The organism is Bradyrhizobium sp. CFUWI (genome assembly GCF_056429085.1).
The window spans coordinates 158407-180636 of sequence record NZ_JBWJZE010000002.1 but is presented as its reverse complement, the minus strand read 5'-3'; the positions used below and the strand labels follow the sequence as shown (position 1 = coordinate 180636).

18 protein-coding genes are annotated in these 22230 nt (G+C 65.5%); 12 read left to right on the top strand and 6 right to left on the bottom strand.

What is annotated here, in order from left to right; genetic code table 11:
• Positions 1–110 precede the first annotated feature (110 nt).
• Positions 111–1025, top strand: a complete 915-nt coding sequence (locus AC066S_RS04685; protein ID WP_126256461.1) for an alpha/beta fold hydrolase — start codon at positions 111–113, stop codon at positions 1023–1025.
• Here AC066S_RS04685 and AC066S_RS04680 read toward each other — a convergent pair.
• From AC066S_RS04680 to AC066S_RS04655, 6 genes are all read right to left on the bottom strand, one after another.
• On the bottom strand, positions 1022–1696 hold the full coding sequence (locus AC066S_RS04680) for a spermidine synthase family protein (RefSeq protein ID WP_126256462.1): 675 nt from the start codon (positions 1694–1696) through the stop codon (positions 1022–1024). The two genes, AC066S_RS04685 and AC066S_RS04680, sit on opposite strands and share 4 nt — an antisense overlap.
• A gap of 30 nt (positions 1697–1726) precedes the next feature.
• Positions 1727–4960 carry a bifunctional cytochrome P450/NADPH--P450 reductase gene (locus AC066S_RS04675; RefSeq protein ID WP_478269026.1) on the bottom strand — a complete coding sequence of 1078 codons (3234 nt, stop codon included), beginning with the start codon at positions 4958–4960 and terminating at the stop codon, positions 1727–1729.
• A gap of 131 nt (positions 4961–5091) precedes the next feature.
• Complete coding sequence (locus AC066S_RS04670) at positions 5092–6087, bottom strand: alpha/beta fold hydrolase (RefSeq protein ID WP_478269025.1); 996 nt, start codon at positions 6085–6087, stop codon at positions 5092–5094.
• Positions 6088–6097: 10 nt separating this feature from the next.
• Positions 6098–7645, bottom strand: a complete 1548-nt coding sequence (locus tag AC066S_RS04665) for a WS/DGAT/MGAT family O-acyltransferase (protein ID WP_478269024.1) — start codon at positions 7643–7645, stop codon at positions 6098–6100.
• A gap of 48 nt (positions 7646–7693) precedes the next feature.
• Entirely contained in the window at positions 7694–8494 is an 801-nt protein-coding gene (locus AC066S_RS04660) for an esterase/lipase family protein (protein ID WP_478269023.1), read from the bottom strand.
• Complete coding sequence (locus tag AC066S_RS04655) at positions 8494–8751, bottom strand: DUF6489 family protein (RefSeq protein WP_028135213.1); 258 nt, start codon at positions 8749–8751, stop codon at positions 8494–8496. Before AC066S_RS04655 ends, AC066S_RS04660 begins: the two co-directional genes overlap by 1 nt.
• Before the next feature lie 303 nt (positions 8752–9054).
• Here AC066S_RS04655 and AC066S_RS04650 point away from each other — a divergent pair, with 303 nt between their 5' ends.
• The 11 genes from AC066S_RS04650 to AC066S_RS04600 all read left to right on the top strand — a co-directional run bounded on the left by AC066S_RS04650 (position 9055) and on the right by AC066S_RS04600 (position 22228).
• Positions 9055–10650 carry an ABC transporter substrate-binding protein gene (locus tag AC066S_RS04650; protein ID WP_478269022.1) on the top strand — a complete coding sequence of 532 codons (1596 nt, stop codon included), beginning with the start codon at positions 9055–9057 and terminating at the stop codon, positions 10648–10650.
• A gap of 104 nt (positions 10651–10754) precedes the next feature.
• Entirely contained in the window at positions 10755–11735 is a 981-nt protein-coding gene (locus tag AC066S_RS04645) for an ABC transporter permease (RefSeq protein WP_126256468.1), read from the top strand.
• A gap of 11 nt (positions 11736–11746) precedes the next feature.
• Positions 11747–12718 carry an ABC transporter permease gene (locus AC066S_RS04640; RefSeq protein WP_135167969.1) on the top strand — a complete coding sequence of 324 codons (972 nt, stop codon included), beginning with the start codon at positions 11747–11749 and terminating at the stop codon, positions 12716–12718.
• 28 nt (positions 12719–12746) lie between these two features.
• Positions 12747–13733: an ABC transporter ATP-binding protein gene (locus AC066S_RS04635; RefSeq protein WP_478269021.1), complete on the top strand. Its 987-nt coding sequence runs from the start codon at positions 12747–12749 to the stop codon at positions 13731–13733.
• On the top strand, positions 13730–14719 hold the full coding sequence (locus tag AC066S_RS04630) for an ABC transporter ATP-binding protein (protein ID WP_126256471.1): 990 nt from the start codon (positions 13730–13732) through the stop codon (positions 14717–14719). The genes AC066S_RS04635 and AC066S_RS04630 overlap by 4 nt, the downstream gene beginning before the upstream one ends.
• Positions 14720–14800: 81 nt before the next feature.
• Entirely contained in the window at positions 14801–16606 is a 1806-nt protein-coding gene (locus AC066S_RS04625; RefSeq protein WP_126256472.1) for a gamma-glutamyltransferase family protein, read from the top strand.
• A 10-nt stretch (positions 16607–16616) separates the two neighbouring features.
• Positions 16617–17327: a DUF1028 domain-containing protein gene (locus AC066S_RS04620; protein ID WP_478269020.1), complete on the top strand. Its 711-nt coding sequence runs from the start codon at positions 16617–16619 to the stop codon at positions 17325–17327.
• The gene (locus tag AC066S_RS04615) at positions 17324–18313 is read left to right on the top strand and encodes an ABC transporter ATP-binding protein (RefSeq protein ID WP_478269019.1); all 990 of its coding nucleotides are present in this window, start codon (positions 17324–17326) and stop codon (positions 18311–18313) included. The genes AC066S_RS04620 and AC066S_RS04615 overlap by 4 nt, the downstream gene beginning before the upstream one ends.
• A 175-nt stretch (positions 18314–18488) precedes the next feature.
• On the top strand, positions 18489–19598 hold the full coding sequence (locus AC066S_RS04610; RefSeq protein ID WP_478269018.1) for an ABC transporter ATP-binding protein: 1110 nt from the start codon (positions 18489–18491) through the stop codon (positions 19596–19598).
• A 22-nt stretch (positions 19599–19620) separates the two neighbouring features.
• A complete protein-coding gene (locus tag AC066S_RS04605; protein ID WP_478269017.1) occupies positions 19621–21129 on the top strand; it encodes an ABC transporter substrate-binding protein in 1509 nt (502 codons plus the stop codon).
• A 157-nt stretch (positions 21130–21286) separates the two neighbouring features.
• Complete coding sequence (locus AC066S_RS04600; RefSeq protein WP_126256477.1) at positions 21287–22228, top strand: ABC transporter permease; 942 nt, start codon at positions 21287–21289, stop codon at positions 22226–22228.
• Positions 22229–22230: the final 2 nt, after the last annotated feature.

The window sequence follows — 22230 nt, the reverse complement described above, 5'->3', positions numbered from 1 at the left end:
CCACACCGTTGCGCGGTGCCGGTCAACCGGCAAGCGCACGCGCTGCTCGGCACGCGGCTTCTTTGTGGCGGGAAACCGTGCGATACAACACCGATCAGCAGGAGGGATCCGTGACCACCCATCAGCCGCCCCAGACCGTCCGCGCCAACGGCATCGACATCTGCTACGAGATCTTTGGCAACGACAATGCCGAACCCCTGCTGCTGATCATGGGTTTGGGAGCGCAGATGATCCACTGGGACGATGCGTTCTGCGAGCAGCTTGCCGCGCGGGGTTTCCGCGTGATCCGCTTCGACAATCGCGACATCGGCAAGTCGAGCCACCTCACCGGCGGCAAGCGCCTGACGCCGCTCGAGCTGCTGAAGCTGCGCTTCCTCAGGATTCCCGTCGCCGCGACCTACAAGCTGATCGACATGGCCAAGGACACGGTCGCCCTGATGGATGCGCTCGACATCAAGTCGGCGCATCTGGTCGGCGCGTCCATGGGCGGCATGATCGCCCAGGAGGTGGTGCTGTCGTTTCCGCACCGCGTCCGTTCGTTGACATCGATCATGTCGACCACAGGCAATCCGCGCATCCCGCCGCCGTCGCGCGAAGCCGCCGCAATGCTGATGGCGCCACCGCCGCGCAGCAAGGAGGAGTTCATCGTCCGCTACGGACAGACCTGGAAGGTGTTGCGCGCCGGACATTTTCCGGAGGAGGAAGCGCTCGACCCCGAGCGTGCCGAGCGCGTGTTCGCGCGCGGACTCAATCCGGCCGGCGTCGGCCGTCAGCTCCGCGCCGTGCTGGCGTCCGGCAGCCGGAAGGAGCGGCTGCACGCGGTGATGACACCGACACTGGTCATTCACGGCACCGTCGATCCGCTGGTCCGCCCCGAAGGCGGCAAGGACACGGCGGCGTCAATCCCGAACGCCAAATTGTTGATGATCGAAGGCATGGGCCACGCGCTGCCGATGCGGTTCTGGCCGGAGATCATCGACGCCATCGACAAGCACGCCCATGGCGCGGCCGCGCAGGCCGCTTAACTCTTCTTCGCGATCCAGATTACATGGCGCGCGCCACCGCCTCGCCCGGTGGCGCGGACATTGACTTCGTTCACGTCGAAGCCGGCGGTGCGGAGACGCCTGGTGAAGGCGGGGTTGGGTCCCGACGACCAGACCGCGAGCACGCCGCCCGGGCGCAGCGCCGTCTTCGCTGCCGAGAGCCCGCTCGTGCTGTAGAGCGCGTCATTGCCCTTGCGGGTCAGCCCTTCCGGCCCATTGTCGACGTCGAGGAGAATGGCGTCGAAGGCCGACCGCTGCGCGCGGATGATTTCGCCGACGTCGATTTCCCGGATATTCACTCTGACATCATCGAGGCTGTCGCCGAAGACCTCCGCCATCGGACCTTTCGCCCAGGCCACCACCGCCGGCACCAGTTCGGACACCACGATCTTCGCCTTGGGCCCAAGCACGGTGAGCGCCGCACGAAGCGTAAAGCCCATGCCGAGGCCGCCGATCAGGACGACGGGCTTCTTGACCTTCTCGATCTGCTTCGCCGCGAGCGTTGCGAGCGCGGCTTCCGAACCGGACAAGCGATTGTTCATCAGCTCGTTGGTGCCGAGCTTGATCGAGAATTCCTTGCCCCGCCGCATCAGCCGGAGCTCCTCGTCGGAACCGGGAATCCTGGCGGTGTCGATCTTTTCCCAGGGAATCATCCCCGACGTTTAGCACGATCGGACGAACAATCACCCACCCGCCCAGACGTCGAGCACATAGCGGTTGTTCGTGCCCATCGCCTCGATCCAGCGGGCACTGGCGGCCGCGTCACCGCCGCTCTTCTCGCGGTGGATTGCGACCAACGCCGCCTTGACGTCGGGCTCCATTTTGCCGCCGTCGCCGCAGACATAGATGATCGCGCCCTGCTCGACCAGCGGCCAGACCTTGTCCTTCTGTGCGGCCAGCACGTGCTGCACATATGTCTTCGGTCCCTCGGCGCGCGAGAACGCCGTGAACAGCTCGGTGATGCCGCTTGCGGCCAGCGCCTTCAGCTCGTCGGCGTAGAGAAAATCCTGGTCGGGATGGCGGCAGCCGAAGAACAGCATGGATGGCCCAAGCGTCGCGCCCTTGGCCTTGCGCGCGGCGCGTTCCTGGAGGAAGCCGCGGAACGGCGCGAGGCCCGTGCCCGGGCCGATCATGATGATCGGCGCCGACGGATCCTCGGGAAGCCGGAAGCCGGCCTTGGTTTCACGCACGGTGGCGTAGACGACGTCGCCGACGCGGCGATTGGCGAGATAGTTCGAGCAGATGCCCTTGTAGACCCCACGCCCGGAGGCGGCCAGCCCTTCGACCACGCCGACCGTGATGCTGCAACGCGCGGGATCGACCGATGGCGAGGACGAGATCGAATAATAGCGCGGTGCCAGCAGCGAGAGCATCTCCAGATAGACGTGGAACGGCAATTCGCAGGCCGGATATTCGAGCAACAGGTCGAACACCGATTTGCGCTTGGCGAAAATCTCGGCGCGGTAACGCTCGAGCGGCTCGGTCTCCTCGCCGACGAAGGCCAGCAGCTTCGGCTTGGTGACCGGGCAGCGGGTGTGCTCGGCCATGATCTGGATCTGCTTGCGGGTTGCGACCTGCTGCAGCTCGACGAACTCGCTGAGCAGGCGGCCGACCGACACGGCCTCGCCGACCGGCAATTGGGCGCGGCGCCCCTCGGCAACCTGCAGCCTGATCTGGTCGGCCGGGAGGAACCCGAAGCGACGGGCCACCGAATCCACCAGCGTCGGATCATTGCGCGGGACGACACTGAGGTGATCGCCGACCCGGTAACTAACGTTGGCCGGCAGCTGCACCTCGATGTGGCGCGTCGAGCGCTCGGACGGATCGGGCCCGCTCTTGTTCTGAAGCTCGTCGTTGCCGAGCACCTTCATCGCCACCGCGCCGCCCTGGGCAACGATAGTGTTGACGGCGGTGACCGCGACCGGCTCGATCGCATAGAGCGGATCGTCCTCCGCGGTGCGGGTGAAATTCCAGTCGATGCCGAATTCCTTGGTCGCGACCTGGGCGGCGGCGGGGAACCATTTCTGGAACTGGCCATCGAGATCGCTGCGCGCATCGCCTTCGCCGCGCGGATAGACCGCACGGGCGCCATGCTTCGACAATTGCTCGTCGATCAGGCGCGGCACCGATTGATAGGTCGCGGCCCAGTCGCTGTTGCCGCAACCGAACACGGCGTAGCGCACGCCGGCGAAGGCATCCTTCGGCAAATCGCCGCCAAGCCATTTGACGAACTGCGTCGCATTGTCGGGCGGCGCGCCGTTGTAGGAGGCGCAGATGATCAGCACGCCGCCCTCCTGCGGCAGCTTGCCGACGTAATCGTCGAGCGGGCCGAGATGCACGGCAAAGCCGTTGATCTCCGCAAGGTCGGCCATGCGCGTCGCGAGCTCCTCGGCGGTGCCGAGATTGGAGCCATAGAGCACCAGCATCGGCGTGTTGTGGCCGGGCCGGGCCGTCGGCCGGCGCGGGGCCTTCGGCGCCGAACCGGCGGCCGCAATCGGTCCGCCATAGGCACCGCGCTCGCGATCGGCGCGCGGACGCACCTTGATCTTGAAGCCCTCCGGCTTGATCGTCAGTGTCTCCTTCAGATGCATCTGGTAGCGCTGGTGATCGATCAGCTTGAAGCGCTGCAGGATCATGCCGAGCGCAAGCGCGGCCTCGTGCATGGCGAAGCCGCGGCCGATGCAGGCGCGCTGGCCGTTGCCGAACGGCTTCCAGGCATTGATCGGGCGCTTCGCTTCCGCCTCACGGCTGAAATTCTCGGGATCGAAGGCATCGGGATTCGGACCCCAGACGGAGGGATCGCGATGCAGGGCGGTCACCAGGATCGTGGTGAAGGTGCCCTTCCGAAGCTTGTACCTGCCGCCGATCGTCTCGTCGTTCAGCGGCGAGATGCCATAGGCCGGCGCCGGCGGCCACAGCCGCAGCGCCTCCTTCAGGATCTGCGTGATGTAGGTGAGCTGCGTCACCTGCTGATAGGTCGGCTTCGCATTGACGTCGGGGCCGAAAACGCGATCGACCTCGTCATAGGCCTTCTTGAGGATCTCCGGGTGCTTGAGCAGCGCATAGAGCGTGTACGACAACAGGCCGCTGGTGGTCTCGTGGCCCGCAATCAGAAACGTGTTGATCTGGTAACGGATGTTGACGTCGTCGAGCTGCTCGCCGGTGGCCCTGTCGACGCCGGTCATCATCGCGGCAAGCATGTCCTTCTTGTCGTCGATGGCCTCTGCGCTCTTGCGCCGTTCGGCAATGATCTGGTCGACCATCTTGTTCATGAAGGCGACGTCTTCGGCCAGCGTCTTGCGCCGCTTCTGCATCCAGAGCTGCTCGAACGGCAGGCCGCGCGTCATCATGATGGTTTCGAGCGAGCGCACCAGCGACTCGACGAAGGGATGGTAGTCGCGCCGGTAGAACGAATTGAAGCGATAGTCGAATCCGCACAGGCCGATCGTGTCCAGCGTCAGCGCGGTCATGTCGTGCACGACGTCGATCTCGTCGTCGGCGTTGAGCCGCTCCCATTTCTGGACCAGCTGCTCGGCGATATCGACCATGCTGCCGTGATAGGACTGCATGGCGCGGTTGCCGAACGGCTGAAGCAGGATGTTGTGCGCCTTGCTCCAGTTCGGCTCCTTGGTATCGGCCGTGAACAGGCCATCGCCGCCGACCGCGCGCACGCGCCGCAGCGCGCCGCGCACCGTCTTGTCGAAGCGCTTCTCATCGGAGAGCTCGTCGACGAGATCGTGGCCAGAGACAACCACGATCGGCGAGCCCATCATATCGAGCCAGAAGATCGGACCGAGCTCCTTGGCGAGCCGTGTCAGGTGCTGCACGGGCGCAGCCGAATCCAGCGACAGCATGTTGCCGACCACGGGCTTGGTCGGCGGATGCGGGATCGGCTCCAGACGATTCGTGGATGACATTTAACTACGCTTCCCCCTCTTGCCGTCATTCCGGGGCGATGCGCAGCATCGGACCCGGAATCTCGAGATTCCGGGTCCGGTCCTTCGGCCCGTCCCGGAATGACGTCTGACTTACGTGGACGACCGGATCCTCACCCAAACCGCCTTCTACGCCATTCGATCAGCTTGGCGCTGACCTCCTCCGGCTTCTCCTGCTGCGTCCAGTGGCCGCTGTCCTTCACCAGATACTTCTCGAGATCGCCGATCAGATTCTCCATGCCGTCCGCCGCAGACGGCGGCAGCACCGCGTCGTTCTCGGCCATGATCATCAATGACGGCACGTGGATGTGATGATCCAGTCCCTTCGCCCGCTGCCAATTGCGCGTGAAGTTGCGATACCAGTTGATGCCGCCGGTGAAGCCGGTCTTCGTGAAGGTGTCGACGAACACCTTCTTCTCCTCGGCCGACAGGATCGGCGTGCGCGGATCATGTCTGGCGTCGTAGTTCGCGATCATCTGCGGGAACGCCAGGTTGATGCGGGGCGAAGCACCAATACCGGCAATCGGCTGTTCCTCGGGCGCACCCGGAGGGCGCGCGGCCGGCTTGCGCATGAAGGCGTCGAAGGTCTGCTCGACCCGGCTGCCGAAGATCCTGTCCGGCTCGCGCGCGGGATCCTGGAACTGGACGATATACATCTGATCGCCGAAGCGCTGGCGGAACAGCGCGATGGGATCGATCGGCGCGCGGTCCCAATGCGGGGTGTTGACCCCGACCACGCCAGCGACGCGCGAGGGGTGCCGCAAAGGCATCTGCCAGACGACGAAGCCGCCCCAGTCGTGACCGACGAAGATCGCCTTGTCGATGCCGAGATGATCGAGCAGACCGACGAGATCGCCGGTCAAATGCTCCATGTCATAGTCCTCGACCGGCTCGGGCCGGTCGGTCGCGCCATAGCCGCGCTGGTCCGGGGCGATCACCCGGATGCCGGCCTCACTCAGCGCCTTGATCTGGTGGCGCCAGGAAAACGCGAGCTCGGGCCAGCCGTGGCACAGCACGACAGGCGGCTTGTCGTCGGCCGGGCCCGCCTCGTAATAGCCCATGCGGATTCCGTTCGTCGTCGCGAACTGAAGTGGCGGCATTTCGATCATCACAAGTTTCCTATTCCGCAGCGACCTTGATGTCCGACGCCGGTGGCGCGTAGGCTGCCTCCAGTGCGGCGAATTCCTCCGGCAGCATGTCGCACATCACCTGCACATGCGGAATGATGTTGGCGCCGACGATGAAGCCGAAATCGAGCTGGTCGCGGTAGCTCTGCACGGTGATGTTGAGCGCCTGCCCGTGCGTCGAGATCGACACCGGGAAGATGTGCAGCAGCTCGGCGCCCGCGGCATAGAGCGTCTGCCGCGGTCCCGGCACGTTCGACACCGTGATGTTGGCGGCCGGCGGCAGCACGTCCGAGAGGTTCGAGCGGCTGTAGAGCAAGGCCAGGATCTGCACCATGATCGGCGCGCCCAGCATCGAGATGTTGGAGACCTGCGGCATCAGCGCGCGCAAGGGGTGCGACATCTCCTTGGACTTGGTCGATTGCGCGATGATGGCCTCGAGCCGCGCCTTGGGATCGTCGACGTTGGTCGCGATCGCGCAGATCATGCCGAACACCTGGTTGTTGGCCTCGGTGTTGCCCTCCTCGCGCAGCGAGATCGGCACCGCCGCCGTCAGCGATTTCGCCGGCAGCGTGCCATATTGCAGGAGATAGCGGCGGACCACGCCCGAGGCGAGCGCCAGCACGACGTCGTTGAGCTTGCCGCCGGCCTTCTTGGCCAGCGCCTTCGCCCGCGACAGCGGGATCGACACGCCGGCAAAGCTGCGCTCCGAGGAGATGCTCTTGTTGAGCATGGTCGGCGGCGACACCATGCTGACGAGGCTTTCGCGCGATCTGGGATCGGCGACCTTGGCGAGCACGTCGGACACGCTCTTGAGCACGGTCGGAATGTTGCCGGCAAAGCGCACTGCGCTTTCGATCTGGTACATCGCGTTGTCGAACAGGATCGAGCCGATATCGCTCTTGCCGGTGCGCGGCAATTGCAGCTTCTTCGCCGCCGAGGCGTCGAGCGACTGGCTGAACAATTGCTGATAGGAATCCAGCAGGTTGGCGGCGATGTCGCGCGGCTCCTGGCCGGGTTTGGATCCCGCCGCCGGCGGCTCGATCTTCCGCGGGATCGGCGAGATATCGTAGATCATGCTGGTCAGCGCCGCGCCGGCGCCGCCGTCGATCGCGGCATGGTGCATCTTGGAATAGAGCCCCACCTCGTTGTCCTTCATGCCCTCGAACACGTAGAACTCCCAGAGCGGCCGGGCGCGGTTCAGGAGCTTGGCATGGGCCCAGCCGACGATGCGCTCCAGCGTGGCGCGGTCGCGCGGCTGCGGCAGGCTGGCCCGGAAGATGTGACGGTCGATGTCGAACTGATCGTCCTCGACCCAGGAGGGATGGTCGATGTCGAGCGGCGCCTTCTCCAGCCGCGCCTTCAGGATCGGCGCGATGTGCAGCCGCGAGACGATCATCGCCTTGAAGTCTTCGAAGAAGTCGCCCTTGTAGTCGTCGGGCAGGCGAAAGATCGCCATGCTTCCGACATGCATCGGCATTTCCGGCGTTTCCAGATAGAGAAACGACGCGTCCAGCGACGACAGCTTCTTACCGTCAGCCATAGTTCCCTCCCGCAGAGATTGGACGGGCGCCTTAGCCGGCGCTTCTCGTCAGGCCGATATTGCCTGTTCCGGCGGGGGATATGCAATGGCAAACGGCCCTGCCCGGTCAAATGGCGAGAACTCCCCCTCCGGTTGAGCCAGCCGGTCGGCCACCGCCCACAGCGCCGCCGGATTCACCCCGAGCCCGATATGGCTCGCCAGGAGCACTTCAATATTCTCGGCGCGGTCGGAGGGACGCAACAAGCAGGTCCGCCAGTTAACCACACCGTCGGCCCGCGAATAGATGGAGGTTGTCGGCACCGGCAGATCGCCGGCGATCGCCTCGCGCGCTTCGGCAAAATCCTCGACCCGCTCGCCCGACAGCGCCTCATAGAGCCGCGTGGCGTTGGTCGCCCGCACGTCATTGGCGAAAGGGCTGCCGAGCGTGATGACGTAGCGAACCATATCGGGCGCCCAAAGCGAAAGATCGCGGGCATAGACGCCGCCGAGACTCCACCCGACCAGGCTGACCTTGCGCTCGCTCGCGGCATGAATCTCGGCAAGCCGGGCGCGCAGCGCGTCCCGCATCCGCCCGAGGCCGCCGAGATTGCGGCCCATCCGCCAGGCATGCGTCTCGTAGCCGAGCTCACTGAGATAGCGCCGCATCGGCGCCATCGAGAGGTCGCTGGCGAGAAAGCCCGGCAGCGCCAGCACCGGATGGCCGTCGCCCCTCGGCGCCCGCATCAGGAGCGGCGACAGCAAGAGGCTTGCATTGAGTTCGAGCAGGCCACGGGCTTCGGCGAGCAACAGGCCGAGACCCGGCGGACGAAGCCGGCCTCTCTCCAGCGCCCCCTCCTGCCCGGGCGACACTATTTTTTCTTGTCGCTGCTACGCGTGCCGCCGAGGCCGGCCATCGTGACGAACATATCCTGAAACCGCTCGGCGATCTTCGGATCGAACGTGAACCAGCTCTGGATCAGCGACTCCGGCGAGACCTTCTCGATGTTGCTGAGCACCTGCTGCTGCAGCTTATCCATCACTGCCGTTTGCATCGGCCCTACGTCGGGCAGACCGAAGAACTGGCGGGCCTCGAGGGGGGTGCAGTCGATTTCGATGTTTACCTTCATGTCCCCTCCAGATTGAGATTCGAGCGGCCTGGCGGAGTATCGCCGCGAGTTGTGGTGCGACGCAAGCGACCTGATGCAGGCGCGGCGCGCCCCGTCCCGCAACCCGCCGATATGGTCAACCAAAGTCGAAAGGGGCGATCTTCCATGCCGGGCGGCATGGTCTGCATTGCTGCACAGCGGCGCAACTTGGCGCGATCCTTGCTGGAATGGCGCTTGCACCGGTCGAGAACTCTGGGCAACATGGATCAATCAGCCCCGCCGAACAATCAAAAATCATCGGCATGGCAGTGGAGAGGGTCAAGAATGTCATTAGGTCGAAGTCTGTTTGCGGCGACGCTCGCCGGTACGCTTGCGTTGGCGGTCACGCCGGCATCGAGCCAGACGCTCCGTTATGCCAACCAGGGTGACCTGAAGTCCCTCGATCCCTACACGCTCAACGAGAGCACGACCCACGCGCATCTCGGTCACGTCTACCAAGGCCTCACCGCGCGCGACAAGGACCTCAAGATCATTCCGGCGCTGGCGGAGAGCTGGGAAACTCCCGAGCCGACCCGCTGGCGCTTCCATTTGCGCAAGGGCGTGAAATTCCACAACGGCAATCCCTTCACCGCCGACGACGTCGTGTTCTCCGCCGATCGCGTCCGCAAGAAGGGGTCCAACATGCAGACCCGCCTCGCGCCCGACGTCAAGGTCGTCAAGGTCGACGACTACACCGTGGACTTCGTTCTGCCTTCGCCCAATCCCATCCTGCATAATTCGTGGGATGTCTGGTACATCATGAACAAGAAGTGGGCCGAGGAGAACAACGTCGTCGATCCGACGCCGGTGGCGGCGACCACGCCGAGCTACGCCTCACTCAACGAGAACGGCACCGGTCCCTTCATCATCGACAGCCATCAGCCCGGCGTGAAGACCGTGTTCAAGGCCAATCCCAATTACTGGGGCAAGATGGAAGGTAACCTGAAGGAGATCGTCTTCACCCCGATTTCCTCCGACGCCACCCGCGTCGCCGCACTGCTCTCCGGCGAAGTCGACGTCATCGAACCCGTGCCGATCCAGGACATCTCCCGTGTCGATTCCAGCCCGAACGCCCAAGTGCTGAAGGGACCTGAGCTTCGCACCATCTTCATCGGTTTCGACCAGACCCGTGACGAGCTGCTCTACTCCAACATCAAGGGCAAGAATCCGTTCAAGGACGCCCGCGTCCGCGAGGCCTTCTACAAGGCGATCGACATCGAGTTGATCAAGACGCGCGTGATGCGCGGGCTGTCGACGCCGTCGGCCCTGATGATCGCGCCGGAACTGTTCGTGCTGTCCAAGGAGTTCACGCGACCGAAATTCGACCCTGACGGCGCCAAGAAGCTCCTGACCGAAGCGGGTTATCCCGACGGCTTCGAGGTCACGATGGATTGCCCGAACGATCGCTACGTCAACGACGCCGCGATCTGCCAGGCGGTCGTCGGCATGCTCGCCCGCATCGGCGTCAAGATCAATCTTTTGGCGCAACCGAAGGCGCAGTACTTCGCCAAGGTGCTCAAACAAGGCGGCTACCAGACTTCGTTCTACCTCTTGGGCTGGACGCCGAGCACGATGGACTCGCACAACGTGCTGTACGACATCATGGGCTGCCGCGACGATGCGAAGTCCTCGCGCGGCGAGGCCAATCTCGGCGGCTATTGCAACAAGGAGTTCGACGCCATCACCGACAAGGTGCTGGTCGAGACCGACACCGCCAAGCGCAACCAGCTGATCAAGCAGGCCTACGACATCAGCATCAAGGACTGGGCCTACATTCCGCTGCATCAGCAGGCACTGGCCTGGGGCGTATCGAAAAAGGTCAACCTGCCGCAGCGCGCCGACAACCTGGTCATGTTCCACTGGGCGACCAAGAAGGAATAGCGTCAGCTGAATACGAGGTCCCGGCGCATCAGGCGTCCGGGACCTTTCCTTTTTCCGGCTGACAAAGTCGTCGGCCGCACGCACACTCAAGGATAGTGGAAGGCATGCTTGCTTTCACGCTTCGCCGCGCCGTTCAGGCCATCGGCGTCATGTTCGCCGTGGGCATCATCGCCTTCTCGATGTTCCGTTTCGCCGGCGACCCCGTCAACCAGATCGTCTCGATCGACACATCGGCGGCCGAACGCGAAATCGTACGTAAATCGCTCGGCCTCGACGATCCCGTGCCGGTGCAGTTCGTGCGCTACTTCGCCGATGCCGCGCAGTTCAAGTTCGGCGTCTCCTATCAGTTCCGCCAGCCGGTCTCCACGCTGTTGATGGAGCGGATGCCCGCCACGCTGGAACTTGCGATCTGCGCCACCGTCTTTGCAATGGTGTTCGGGATTCTGATGGGGGTCTATTCGGCGCTCAGGCGCGACACCGTGCTGGCCAAGCTGTTCCAGGCGGTTTCGCTGATAGGCATCTCGTTGCCGACTTTCCTGATCGGCATTCTGCTGATCTATCTGTTCGCCGTGACACTCGGCTGGTTGCCCTCGTTCGGTCGCGGCGAGGTGGTCAAGCTCGGCTGGTGGAGCACGGGCCTGCTCACGCTGTCGGGACTGAAGGCGTTGATCATGCCCTCGATCACCCTCGGCCTGTTCCAGATGACCTTGATCATGCGGCTGGTGCGCGCGGAGATGCTGGAGGTGCTGCGAACCGACTATATCCGCTTCGCTCGCGCCCGGGGATTGACCACCCGTGCCATCCATTTCGGCCACGCGCTGAAGAACACGCTGATTCCCGTGATCACGGTGGCCGGACTTCAGTTTGGCTCGGTTATTGCATTTTCGATCATCACCGAAACCGTGTTCCAATGGCCGGGCATGGGACTTCTGTTCGTGCAGGCCGTGCAAAACGTCGACATCCCGATCATGGCCGCCTACCTGCTGATGGTTTCGCTGATCTTCGTCACCATCAATCTGGTGGTCGACATCCTCTACACCGTGGTCGATCCGCGCCTCCGCGCGACCGTCGGCCGCGCCTCATAAGGCAGCCCTGCATGTCCGACGCAGTCGCCTCCAATCCCGACAAGCAGAGCGCGCCGCCCGCCCAGGCCGGCCGCAGCTGGCTGAGCCGCGCGCTCGACAGTGACGTCTTCTATTCGTTCCGCCGATCCAAGCTGACCATGGTGGCGGCGGCCATTACCGTGCTGTTCTTCCTGCTCGCGATCTTTGCATCCGCCCTCGCGGTGCAGAACCCGTTCGATCCGGCGCAGCTCCAGTTGATGAACTCGCGCATCTCGCCGCTCTGGACCGCCGACGGCCAGAGCCCGTTCCTGCTCGGCACCGACGAGCAGGGCCGCGACGTGTTTTCCGCCATCCTCTACGGGATGCGCATCTCGCTCATGGTGGGCGTCGCCGGCGTGATCTTCGCCGGCGCGCTCGGCATCGCGCTCGGCCTGATCGCCGGCTATTTCGGCGGCGCGGTCGACGGCGTGATCATGCGGATCGCCGACGTGCAGCTCACCTTTCCCGCCATCCTGATCGCGCTGCTGGTCAACGGCATCGCCAAATCCATCTTCGGCAACCGGCTGGATGCCACCAGCATGCTTGTGGTGCTGGTGATCTCGATCGGCCTGAGTTTCTGGGTGGGGTATGCCCGAACGGTGCGAGGCTCCGTGATGGTCGAGAAGAACAAGGACTACGTGGCTGCCGCGCAGCTGATCGGCCTGCCCGCGCCGAAGATCATGCTGCGCCACGTGCTGCCCAACACCATGGGCCCGATCCTCGTCATCGCCACCATCAACCTGGCGCTCGCCATCATCACCGAGGCGACGCTGTCCTTCCTCGGCGTCGGCCTGCCCGACACGATGCCCTCGCTCGGCACGCTGATCCGCATCGGCAACAATTATCTGTTCGCCGGCGAATGGTGGATCGTCGCCTTCCCGGGCCTGGCGCTGGCCGGCCTGATCCTGTCGATCAATTTGCTCGGCGACTGGCTGCGCGACGCGCTCAATCCGAAACTCCGATGAGCAACACTTCGATGAGTACGCCTCGGTCATGACCGAACCCATTCTCTCCGTGCGCAACCTTCAGGTGGAGTTCGCCTCCCGCCGCGGCACGCTGCGCGCTATCGACGGCGTCTCCTTCGACATCGCCAAGGGCGAGGTGCTGGGCGTGGTCGGCGAATCCGGCGCCGGCAAATCCGTCACCGGCCTCGCCGTGATCGGGCTGATCGATCCCCCCGGCCGCATCGCCGGCGGCGAGATTCGGCTCGCCGGCCAGCGCATCGACCACCTGCCGCCGGAACAGATACGCCGCATCCGGGGCAAGCGGATCGGCATGATCTTCCAGGACCCGCTCACCTCGCTCAATCCGCTCTACCGGGTCGGCGACCAGATCATCGAGACGATCAGGACCCACCTGGACCTGTCCGAATCCGCCGCCCGCCGCCGCGCCATCGACCTGCTCGCCGAGGTCGGCATTCCCGCGCCGGACAGGCGCATCGACGGCTATCCGCACGAATTCTCCGGCGGCATGCGTCAGCGCGTCGTGATCGCGCTCGCGATCTGCGCCGAGCCCGAGCTGATCATCGCCGACGAGCCGACCACCGCGCTCGACGTCTCCGTGCAGGCGCAGATCATCTCACTGATCAAGCGGCTCGGGCGCGACCACGGCACCGCCGTGATGCTGGTGACGCACGACATGGGCGTGATCGCGGAGACCTCGGACCGCGTCGCGGTGATGTATGCCGGCCGTGTCGCCGAGATCGGTCCGGTGCAGGATGTCGTCAGAAATCCGCTGCACCCCTACGCCAAGGGCTTGATGGGCGCGATCCCGACGCTGGCCGGCGACGACAAGCGCCTCCAGCAGATCCCCGGTTCGATGCCGCGCCTCTCGGCGATCCCGCGCGGCTGTTCGTTCAATCCGCGCTGCGCCTTCGCCTTCGACCGCTGTCGGGTCGAGCGGCCGGAGCCGCAGCCGCGCGGCGCGCAATCGGTCGCCTGCCACCTCTACGACAACGTGCCGGCGGAGAGCGCGGCATGAGCGCCCCCTTTGTTCAGGCCACAAATCTGCGCCGGGTGTTCGACGTCTCGAAACCCTGGCTCAACCGGGTGCTCGAAGGCGGACACCTCGAATATCTCAAGGCGGTCGATCACGTCACCTTCGACATCAGGAAGGGTGAGACCTTTGCGCTGGTCGGTGAATCCGGATCGGGCAAGACCACGGTGGCACGGATGGTCGTGGGGCTGCTGCCGCCGAGCGCGGGCGACGTCCTGATCGACGGCGTCTCGATGACCGATCCGCGGCAGGCGCCAGCGCGGCGAAAGCTGCGCCGCCGCATCCAGATGATCTTCCAGGATCCCTATGCGAGCCTGAACCCGCGCTTCCGCGTCGACGCCATCATCTCCGAGCCGATCCGCGCCTTCGACCTGATCCAGGGCGAGCGCGACATCCAGGCTCGCGTCGCCGAGCTGCTCACCCTGGTCGGCCTGCATCCCGACGACCGGCTGAAGTTTCCGCACGAATTCTCCGGCGGCCAGCGCCAGCGGATCGCGATTGCGCGGGCGCTTGCCTCGGATGCCGAGTTCATCGTCTGCGACGAGCCGACCTCCGCGCTCGACGTCTCGGTGCAGGCGCAGATCCTCAACCTGATGCGCGACCTCCAGGACAAGTTCGGCCTGACCTACATGTTCATCAGCCACAACCTCGCCGTGGTCCGCCACATGGCGAGCCGCGTCGGCGTGATGTATCTCGGCCGCATCGTCGAGATCGCGGAGGGGCGCGAGCTGTTCGCCAATCCGCGCATGCCCTACACCAAGATGCTGCTGGGCGCCGTGCCCGACCTTGCCATGAGCGGTCGCCAGCGCATTCCGGTGAAGGGAGAGATTCCGAACCCGATCAACCCGCCCTCCGGCTGCGCCTTCAATCCGCGCTGCCCGCTGGCGTTCGAGCTCTGCCGCAAGGAGGCCCCGGAACTGATCGGCGGCGTCGCCTGCCATGCGGTCAACACCGCGCCGGTCCCGGCGTGACGCGCGCGTGCCATGCAGCCTGCGCATTTGGCGACAGCCTGCCCCTGTGATCAATTGCGCGCGCCGCAAATGAGGTAGCCCATGGCCAGCAACGTCAATCCCGATCCCTTTACGACGCGCCCCGAGATCGAGGGCACGTTCGGGGTCGTCGCCACCACGCACTGGATCGCGACAGCCATCGGCATGGCCATCCTCGAAAAGGGCGGCAACGCCTTCGACGCCGGCGTCGCCACCGCCTTCACGCTCCAGGTGGTCGAGCCGCATCTGAACGGCCCCGGCGGCGACGTGCCTGTCATCGTGCACGATGTGAAGCGCGGCCGCACCGAGGTGATCTGCGGCCAGGGCCCGGCGCCGGCACGCGCCACCATCGCGCACTACAGGAGCGAGGGCCTCGACATGGTGCCCGGCACCGGCCTGCTCGCGGCCTGCGTCCCCGGCACGTTCGAATCCTGGATGATGCTCTTGCGCGACTACGGCACGATGCGCGTGCGCGACGTGCTGGAGCCCGCGATCTCCTATGCGCGCGACGGCTACCCGCTGGTGGAGCGCGCCTGCGCCACGATCCAGACCGTCGAGCAATTGTTCCGCAAGCACTGGCCGACCTCCGCCGCCGTCTACCTGCCGAACGGCGAAGTGCCGAAGCCCGGCACGCTGTTCACCAACAAGACGCTGGCCGCGACCTACGCCCGGATCCTCAGCGAAGCGGAAAGCGGCGGCGGTGGCCGCGACGCCGAGATCGAGCGGGCGCGCAAAGCCTGGTCGCAAGGCTTCGTCGCCGAGGCCATCGACAGGTTCTGCCGGACCCAGGACGTGATGGACGTCAGCGGCTCGCCGCATCGCGGCGTGCTTTCCGCCGACGACATGGCGCGCTGGCAGCCGACGATCGAGGCGCCGCTCACCTACGATTATGGCCGCTACACCGTCTGCAAGGCCGGCGTCTGGAGCCAGGGCCCGGTGACGCTGCAACAGCTCGCGCTCCTGAAGGGCTTTGCGCTCGATGGGCTCGATCCGACCGGACCTGAGTTCATCCATCTGCAGATCGAATGCGCCAAGCTTGCCTTTGCCGACCGCGAAAAATTCTACGGCGACCCTAAGTTCAACGAGATCCCGATCACGACGCTGCTGTCGGACGCCTACAACGACGAACGCCGCAAGCTGGTTACCGACCGCGCCTCGCTCGACTTCCGCCCCGGCGCGGTGGAGGGCTTTGGCGGCGTCGTCAAGCTGCGCCGCGCCGAGGGTCAGCGCGAGGCCGTCGGCGCGCTCGGTGCCGGCGAGCCGACCGTCGGGCGCTTCGGCGAGGTGCGCGGCGACACCGTGCATTTCGATATCATCGACAAGGCCGGCAACATGGTGTCCTCGACGCCATCGGGCGGCTGGCTGCAATCCTCGCCGATCATTCCGGAGCTCGGCTTTTGCCTCGGCAGCCGCGCTCAGATGTTCTGGCTGGAGGAGGACCATCCGGCGGCGCTTGCGCCCGGCAAGCGGCCGCGCACGACGCTGTCGCCGACCATGGCACTGCGCGACGGCGAGCCTTACCTCGCCTGGGGCTCGCCCGGCGGTGATCAGCAGGATCAGTGGATCACGCAGTTCTTCCTGCGACACGTCCATTGCAATCTCAATCTCCAGGAGGCGATCGACGCACCGGCCTGGCACTCCGAGCATTTCCCGATCTCGTTCTGGCCACGCACCGCGCGCCCCGGCGTGCTCGTGGTCGAGAACCGCGTGCCCAAGGCGACGATCGAGAATCTGCGCGAGCGCGGACACATCGTCGAGGTCGGCCCCGACTGGTCCGAAGGCCGCCTCACCGCGGCCTCGCGTGTCGGTCCGCGCCGGCGCGCCGCCGCCAATCCGCGCGGCATGCAAGGTTACGCGGCGGGGCGCTGATAGGCAGCACATGACTTGGTCGATCATCGCGCGAGATCCTGCCACCGGCCAGTTCGGCATCGCGGTCGCGACCCGCTTCTTCGCCGTCGGCGCGCGGGTTCCGTACATTGCCGCCGGCGTCGGCGCCATCGCAACGCAGGCCTTCGTCAACCCCTATTACGGCATCGACGGCGTCAAGCTGCTGCGCGAAGGTTTGAACGCGCACGACGTGCTCGCCACCCTGCTCGCGACCGACGACGGCCGCGAAAGCCGCCAGGTCCACATCATGGATGCCAGCGGCGAGATCGCCGCGCATACAGGGCGCGATTGTGTCGACTGGTGCGGTCATATCGCAGGCAGCGACTTCTCGATCGCGGGCAACATGCTCGCAGGCGCCGACGTGCTCGCCGAAACGGCAAAGACCTATCTTGCCAACGACAGCCTGCCCTTCCCGCGCCGCCTGCTCGCGGCGATGCGCGCAGGGGAGGCCGCCGGCGGCGACAAGCGCGGCAAGCAGTCCGCCGCGCTGCTAATCCACGGCGAGGAGGAATGGCCGGCGCTGGACATTCGCGCCGACGATCATCCCGACCCGCTCGGCGAGCTCGAGCGGCTCGAACGCGTCAGCCACGAGCTCTGGGTGCACTTCCGGCCCTCCATGCCGACGCGAAAGAACCCGGCCGGCAACACCGATCGCAGCGTCATCGACGCCAGCATCGCCGCAAGCCGCGCAAGACGCTCATGAACGCGAGCCCTCTTATCGAGATCAGCGACCTGCGCATCCGTTTCCACGGCGACGACGGCCGCATCACCCACGCGGTCGACAGCGTCGATCTCAGCGTGGCCAACGGCGCGACGCTTGGCCTCGTCGGCGAGTCCGGCTGCGGCAAGAGCGTCACGTCGCTGGCGATCATGGGCCTCTTGCCGAAGCAAAGCGCGGAAATATCCGGCGCGATCCGCTTCGACGGGTTCGACCTGCTGCAGATGCCGGATCAGACCCTGCGCGATCTGCGCGGCAACCGGCTCGCGATGATCTTCCAGGAGCCGATGACATCGCTCAATCCGAGCTTCACGATCGGCGACCAGATCATCGAGACCATCTTGCGCCATCGCGGCGGCTCACGTCGCAGCGCGCGCGAGCGGACGATCGAGCTGTTGCGCCGCGTTCACATCCCCTCGCCCGAACGGCGCATCGACGAATATCCGCACAAGCTGTCCGGCGGCATGCGCCAGCGCGTGATGATCGCGATGGCGCTGGCCTGCGATCCGCACCTCTTGATCGCCGATGAGCCGACCACGGCGCTCGACGTCACCCTGCAGGCCCAGATCCTGGAGCTGATGCGTGAACTGAAGGAGGCCAGCGGCGCCGCCATCATCCTGATCACCCACGATCTCGGCGTTGTCGCCGAAGTCTGCGACGAGGTCGCGGTGATGTATGCCGGAGAGATCGTCGAGCGCGCACCGGTGGACGACTTGTTCTCCGCCCCGCAGCATCCTTACACAGTGGGCCTGCTCGGCTCGATCCCGCGGCTCGACCATCGCGCCGCGCAGCTTGCGACGATCGAAGGCATGGTGCCGAACATGGCGCAGCCGCCGGCAGGCTGCCGCTTCGCGGCGCGCTGCCCGTTCGTGCTGGACGCCTGCGCCCACGCGCCGCCGCCATTGGTCGAAGTCAGCCCCGGCCACCTCTCGCGCTGCATCCGCGCGCCGCTCGAACGTCTGGTGGCGTGATGGCGCTGCTCTCTCCTCTCGTTCCCCGGGCGCAGCGCAGCACAAGCGAGGCGCCGTGGTGCGCTGCTGAACCGGGGCCGATGCGGCGGCGAGCTGGGTCCCGGTTCAGCAGCGCAACACTTCGTGTTGCACTGCGCCCGGGACATGAGAGCGGATTCCGTGGGGAGCGTGGACGATGACCGCGCTGCTCGAAGTCAACGGCCTGGTCAAGCATTTCGTCGCCCAGCGCTCGCTGTTCGGCCGGCCGCTGGCGCATGTCAAGGCGGTCGATGGTGTTTCCTTCTCGCTCGAGGCCGGCAAGACGCTGGCGCTGGTCGGCGAATCCGGTTGCGGCAAATCCACCGTCAGCCGTCTTGTGCTGCGGCTGATCGAGCCGGATGCGGGCACGGTGCGCTTCAATGGCCGCGACCTGCTCGCGCTCGACGCCGGCGGCTTGCGCGCCTTCCGCCGCGAGGCGCAGATCATCTTCCAGGACCCCTACGCCTCGCTCAATCCGCGCATGACGGTCGGCCAGATCCTGACCGAACCGCTGGCGCTGCACGATCTCGTGCCGCCGGCACAGCGCCGCGCGCGCGTCGCCGAGCTGCTGCGGCTGGTCGGGCTGGAACCACGACTGGCCCGGCGCTATCCGCACGAATTCTCGGGCGGCCAGCGCCAGCGCATCGCCATCGCCCGTGCGCTCGCGGTCGAGCCGAAGCTGATCATCTGCGACGAGCCGGTCTCGGCGCTCGACGTCTCGATCCGCGCGCAGATCCTCAACCTGCTGCGCGAGCTGCAGGACCGGCTCGGCCTCGCTTACATCTTCGTCTCGCACGACCTCGCCGTGGTCAAGCACATCGCCGACCATGTGGCGGTGATGAATCTCGGCCAGATCGTCGAGACGGCGGAGGCCGACGCGCTGTTCGCCGCGCCGCGCCACCCCTATAGCCGCGCGCTGCTGTCCGCGATCCCGCTGCCACAGCCGAAGGCGAAACGAACGACGGTCCTGCTGGAGGGCGAGATCCCGAGCGCGCTCAATCCTCCGGCCGGCTGCCGCTTCCACACCCGCTGCCCGTTCGTGATCGAGCGTTGCCGGAGCGAGGCGCCGAAGCTCGTGGCGGACGGCACCGGCCACGCCACCGCCTGTCACCGCACGGCAGAGCTGCCGTCTGCCGATGCCATTCTGCCGGTAGCGGGCGGATTTTCGCCGGCGCTTGCAAAATTGGTCGCGGCCTTCAGCCAAAAGACGGAAGGCGGGAGCTTCACCGGGGTTGGTATACAAGACGCCGTATCCACAACGAAATAGCCGAAGCAATGGGGATTGTCCGATGAAGATGTTACGCTTGGCCGCAACGGCCGCCGCCCTCCTGGTGTCGATCGGAGCCGTGCAGGCTCAGACCACGCTTCGCATCGGCCTCGCCGAGGATCCCGATATCCTCGATCCGACGATGGCGCGCACCTATGTCGGCCGCATCGTGTTCTCCGCCTTCTGCGACAAGCTGTTCGACATCGACGAGAAGCTCAACATCGTGCCGCAGCTTGCGCTGTCGAGCGAGACCGTCGACGACGGCAAGGGCCTCGTCATCAAGCTGCGTCCCGGCGTGAAATTCCACGACGGCGAGCCGCTCGATGCCGAGGCTGCAAAGTTCTCGCTGGAACGCCATCTGACGTTCCCCGGCTCGTTTCGCAAGCCGGAGCTGGCCTCGGTCGATCACATCGAGGTCATGGATCCCCTCACCGTCAAGCTGGTGCTGAAGTCGCCGTTCTCGCCGCTGCTCGCCCAGCTCACCGACCGTGCCGGGATGATGATGTCGCCGAAGGCGGCGAAAGAGGCCGGCGACAAGTTCGGCCTGCGTCCGGTCTGCGCCGGCCCCTACAAATTCGTCGAGCGCGTGCAGCAGGACCGCATCGTGTTCGAGAAGTTCGCGGGCTACTGGAACAAGGACAACGTCTTCATCGACAAGATCGTGTTCCAGCCGATCGTCGATGCCACCGTGCGGCTGGCGAACCTGAAATCCGGCGGCCTCGACCTGATCGAGCGGGTGCTCGCCACTGATCTGAAGGAGGTGCGCGCCGACTCGCGTCTGAAGGTCGCGACCGCCATCGAGCTCGGCTATCAGGGCGTCACGCTCAACATCGGCAAGGACAAGGCCAAGGGACCGCTCAGCCAATCCGCCAAGGTGCGCCAGGCGCTCGACCTCGCCATCGACCGCGAGGCGATCAACCAGGTCGTGTTCAACGGCGAGTTTCAGGTCGGCAATCAATGGGTCAACCCTGATCACCCCTATTATCAGAAATCGCTTCCGATCCGTCCCCGCAACGTCGAGAAGGCCAAGGAGCTTCTGAAGGAAGCCGGCGTGACACCGCCGGTGAGCGTCGATTTCCTGGTGCCCAAGGGCGCGGAGACCGAGACACCGGCGCAGGTGATCCAGTCCATGGCGGCGGAAGCCGGGTTCGACATGAAGATACGCCTCACCGAATTCGCAACCGGGCTGAAGCAGGCCGAGACCGGCGACTACCAGGCCTACATGCTCGCCTGGAGCGGCCGCGTCGATCCGGATGGGAACACTTTCGTGTTCCTGCACAATGGCGCGCCGCAGAACTACGGCGGGTGGAATAATCCGCAGGCCGACAAGGCGCTGGAGGATGCGCGGTTGGTCACCGATCCCGCCAAGCGCAAGGCGAGCTACGAGACGCTCGCCAGACTGGTGCAGGAGGAGGAGCCGCTGCTCTACCTCTACCACCGCCGCATCATCATCGCGCATACGACCAGGCTCGAAGGCTACAAGCAGATGCCCGACGGCCTCGTGCGCGTGATCGGGCTGAAGCTGAAGTGATCGATCTGAAGCTCAGTCCGTGTCCCGGACGCGGCGCAGCGCGGAAGCGCTGCTCCGCAGAGCGGGGACCCACGGCGACGACGAACCGTGGCAGCTGGGTCCCGGTTCAGCGGCGCAACATTGCATGTTGCGCCGCGCCCGGGACACAGGTGCGACCATGCTGAACTTCCTCGCCCGCCGCCTTGCGCAGATCGTGCCGACGCTGTTCTTCGTCTCGGTGCTGATCTTCTCGCTGCAGCAATTGCTGCCGGGCGATCCCGCGCTGGTCATGGCGGGCGAAGAGCGCGACCCCGCGGTGATCGAGCAGATCCGCCGCCAGTACCGGCTCGATCAGCCCGTGCCGGTGCAGTACGTCTACTGGATCAAGGGCGTGCTCTCGGGCGATTTCGGCGAGTCGCTGCGCAACAAGATGCCGGTGCGCGAGCTGATCGCGCAGAAGCTGCCGGTGACGCTGCAGCTGGGCTCGATGGCGATCTTGATCGCCTTCCTGATCGGCATTCCCGCCGGCATCGTCGCCGCCGTGAAGAAGGGGTCGGCCTGGGACTATTGCGCGAACCTGTTTGCGCTGTGGGGCATCTCGACGCCGAACTTCTGGCTCGGGATCATGCTGATCTTCCTGTTCTCGATCGAGCTCGGCTGGCTGCCGGCGTCCGGCTACGTGCCGCTCACCGAGAACTGGCGCGCCAGCCTGGCTGTCACCATCATGCCGGCCTTCGTGCTCGGCAATGCGATTGCCGCGGTCCTGATGCGGCATACGCGCAGCGCCATGCTTCAGGTGCTGGAAAGCGATTACGTCCGCACTGCGCGCGCCAAGGGATTGTTGGAGCGCTCGGTGATCCTCAAGCACGCCATGCGCAATGCGCTGACCCCTGTCATCACCCTCGGCGCGCTCGAGCTCGGCACACTGCTGTCCGGCGCCGTCCTGACCGAGCAGATCTTCTCCATTCCCGGCTTCGGCAAGCTGATCGTGGATGCCGTGTTCAACCGCGATTATGCCGTAGTGCAGGGCGTGGTGCTGGTGACCGCCACGATCTACATCACGCTGAACCTCGTGGCCGACATCGCCTACATTCTCGTCAATCCAAGGCTTCGGGGCTAGAT

Coding starts and splice junctions, on each gene's coding strand:
- AC066S_RS04645 (WP_126256468.1), top strand. CDS start 10,755: ATGCTTGCTTTCACGCTTCGCCGCGCCGTTCAGGCCATCGGCGTCATG.
- AC066S_RS04600 (WP_126256477.1), top strand. CDS start 21,287: ATGCTGAACTTCCTCGCCCGCCGCCTTGCGCAGATCGTGCCGACGCTG.
- AC066S_RS04650 (WP_478269022.1), top strand. CDS start 9,055: ATGTCATTAGGTCGAAGTCTGTTTGCGGCGACGCTCGCCGGTACGCTT.
- AC066S_RS04680 (WP_126256462.1), bottom strand. CDS start 1,696: ATGATTCCCTGGGAAAAGATCGACACCGCCAGGATTCCCGGTTCCGAC.
- AC066S_RS04675 (WP_478269026.1), bottom strand. CDS start 4,960: ATGTCATCCACGAATCGTCTGGAGCCGATCCCGCATCCGCCGACCAAG.
- AC066S_RS04670 (WP_478269025.1), bottom strand. CDS start 6,087: ATGATCGAAATGCCGCCACTTCAGTTCGCGACGACGAACGGAATCCGC.
- AC066S_RS04655 (WP_028135213.1), bottom strand. CDS start 8,751: ATGAAGGTAAACATCGAAATCGACTGCACCCCCCTCGAGGCCCGCCAG.
- AC066S_RS04635 (WP_478269021.1), top strand. CDS start 12,747: ATGACCGAACCCATTCTCTCCGTGCGCAACCTTCAGGTGGAGTTCGCC.
- AC066S_RS04620 (WP_478269020.1), top strand. CDS start 16,617: ATGACTTGGTCGATCATCGCGCGAGATCCTGCCACCGGCCAGTTCGGC.
- AC066S_RS04665 (WP_478269024.1), bottom strand. CDS start 7,645: ATGGCTGACGGTAAGAAGCTGTCGTCGCTGGACGCGTCGTTTCTCTAT.
- AC066S_RS04605 (WP_478269017.1), top strand. CDS start 19,621: ATGAAGATGTTACGCTTGGCCGCAACGGCCGCCGCCCTCCTGGTGTCG.
- AC066S_RS04610 (WP_478269018.1), top strand. CDS start 18,489: ATGACCGCGCTGCTCGAAGTCAACGGCCTGGTCAAGCATTTCGTCGCC.
- AC066S_RS04625 (WP_126256472.1), top strand. CDS start 14,801: ATGGCCAGCAACGTCAATCCCGATCCCTTTACGACGCGCCCCGAGATC.
- AC066S_RS04640 (WP_135167969.1), top strand. CDS start 11,747: ATGTCCGACGCAGTCGCCTCCAATCCCGACAAGCAGAGCGCGCCGCCC.
- AC066S_RS04615 (WP_478269019.1), top strand. CDS start 17,324: ATGAACGCGAGCCCTCTTATCGAGATCAGCGACCTGCGCATCCGTTTC.
- AC066S_RS04630 (WP_126256471.1), top strand. CDS start 13,730: ATGAGCGCCCCCTTTGTTCAGGCCACAAATCTGCGCCGGGTGTTCGAC.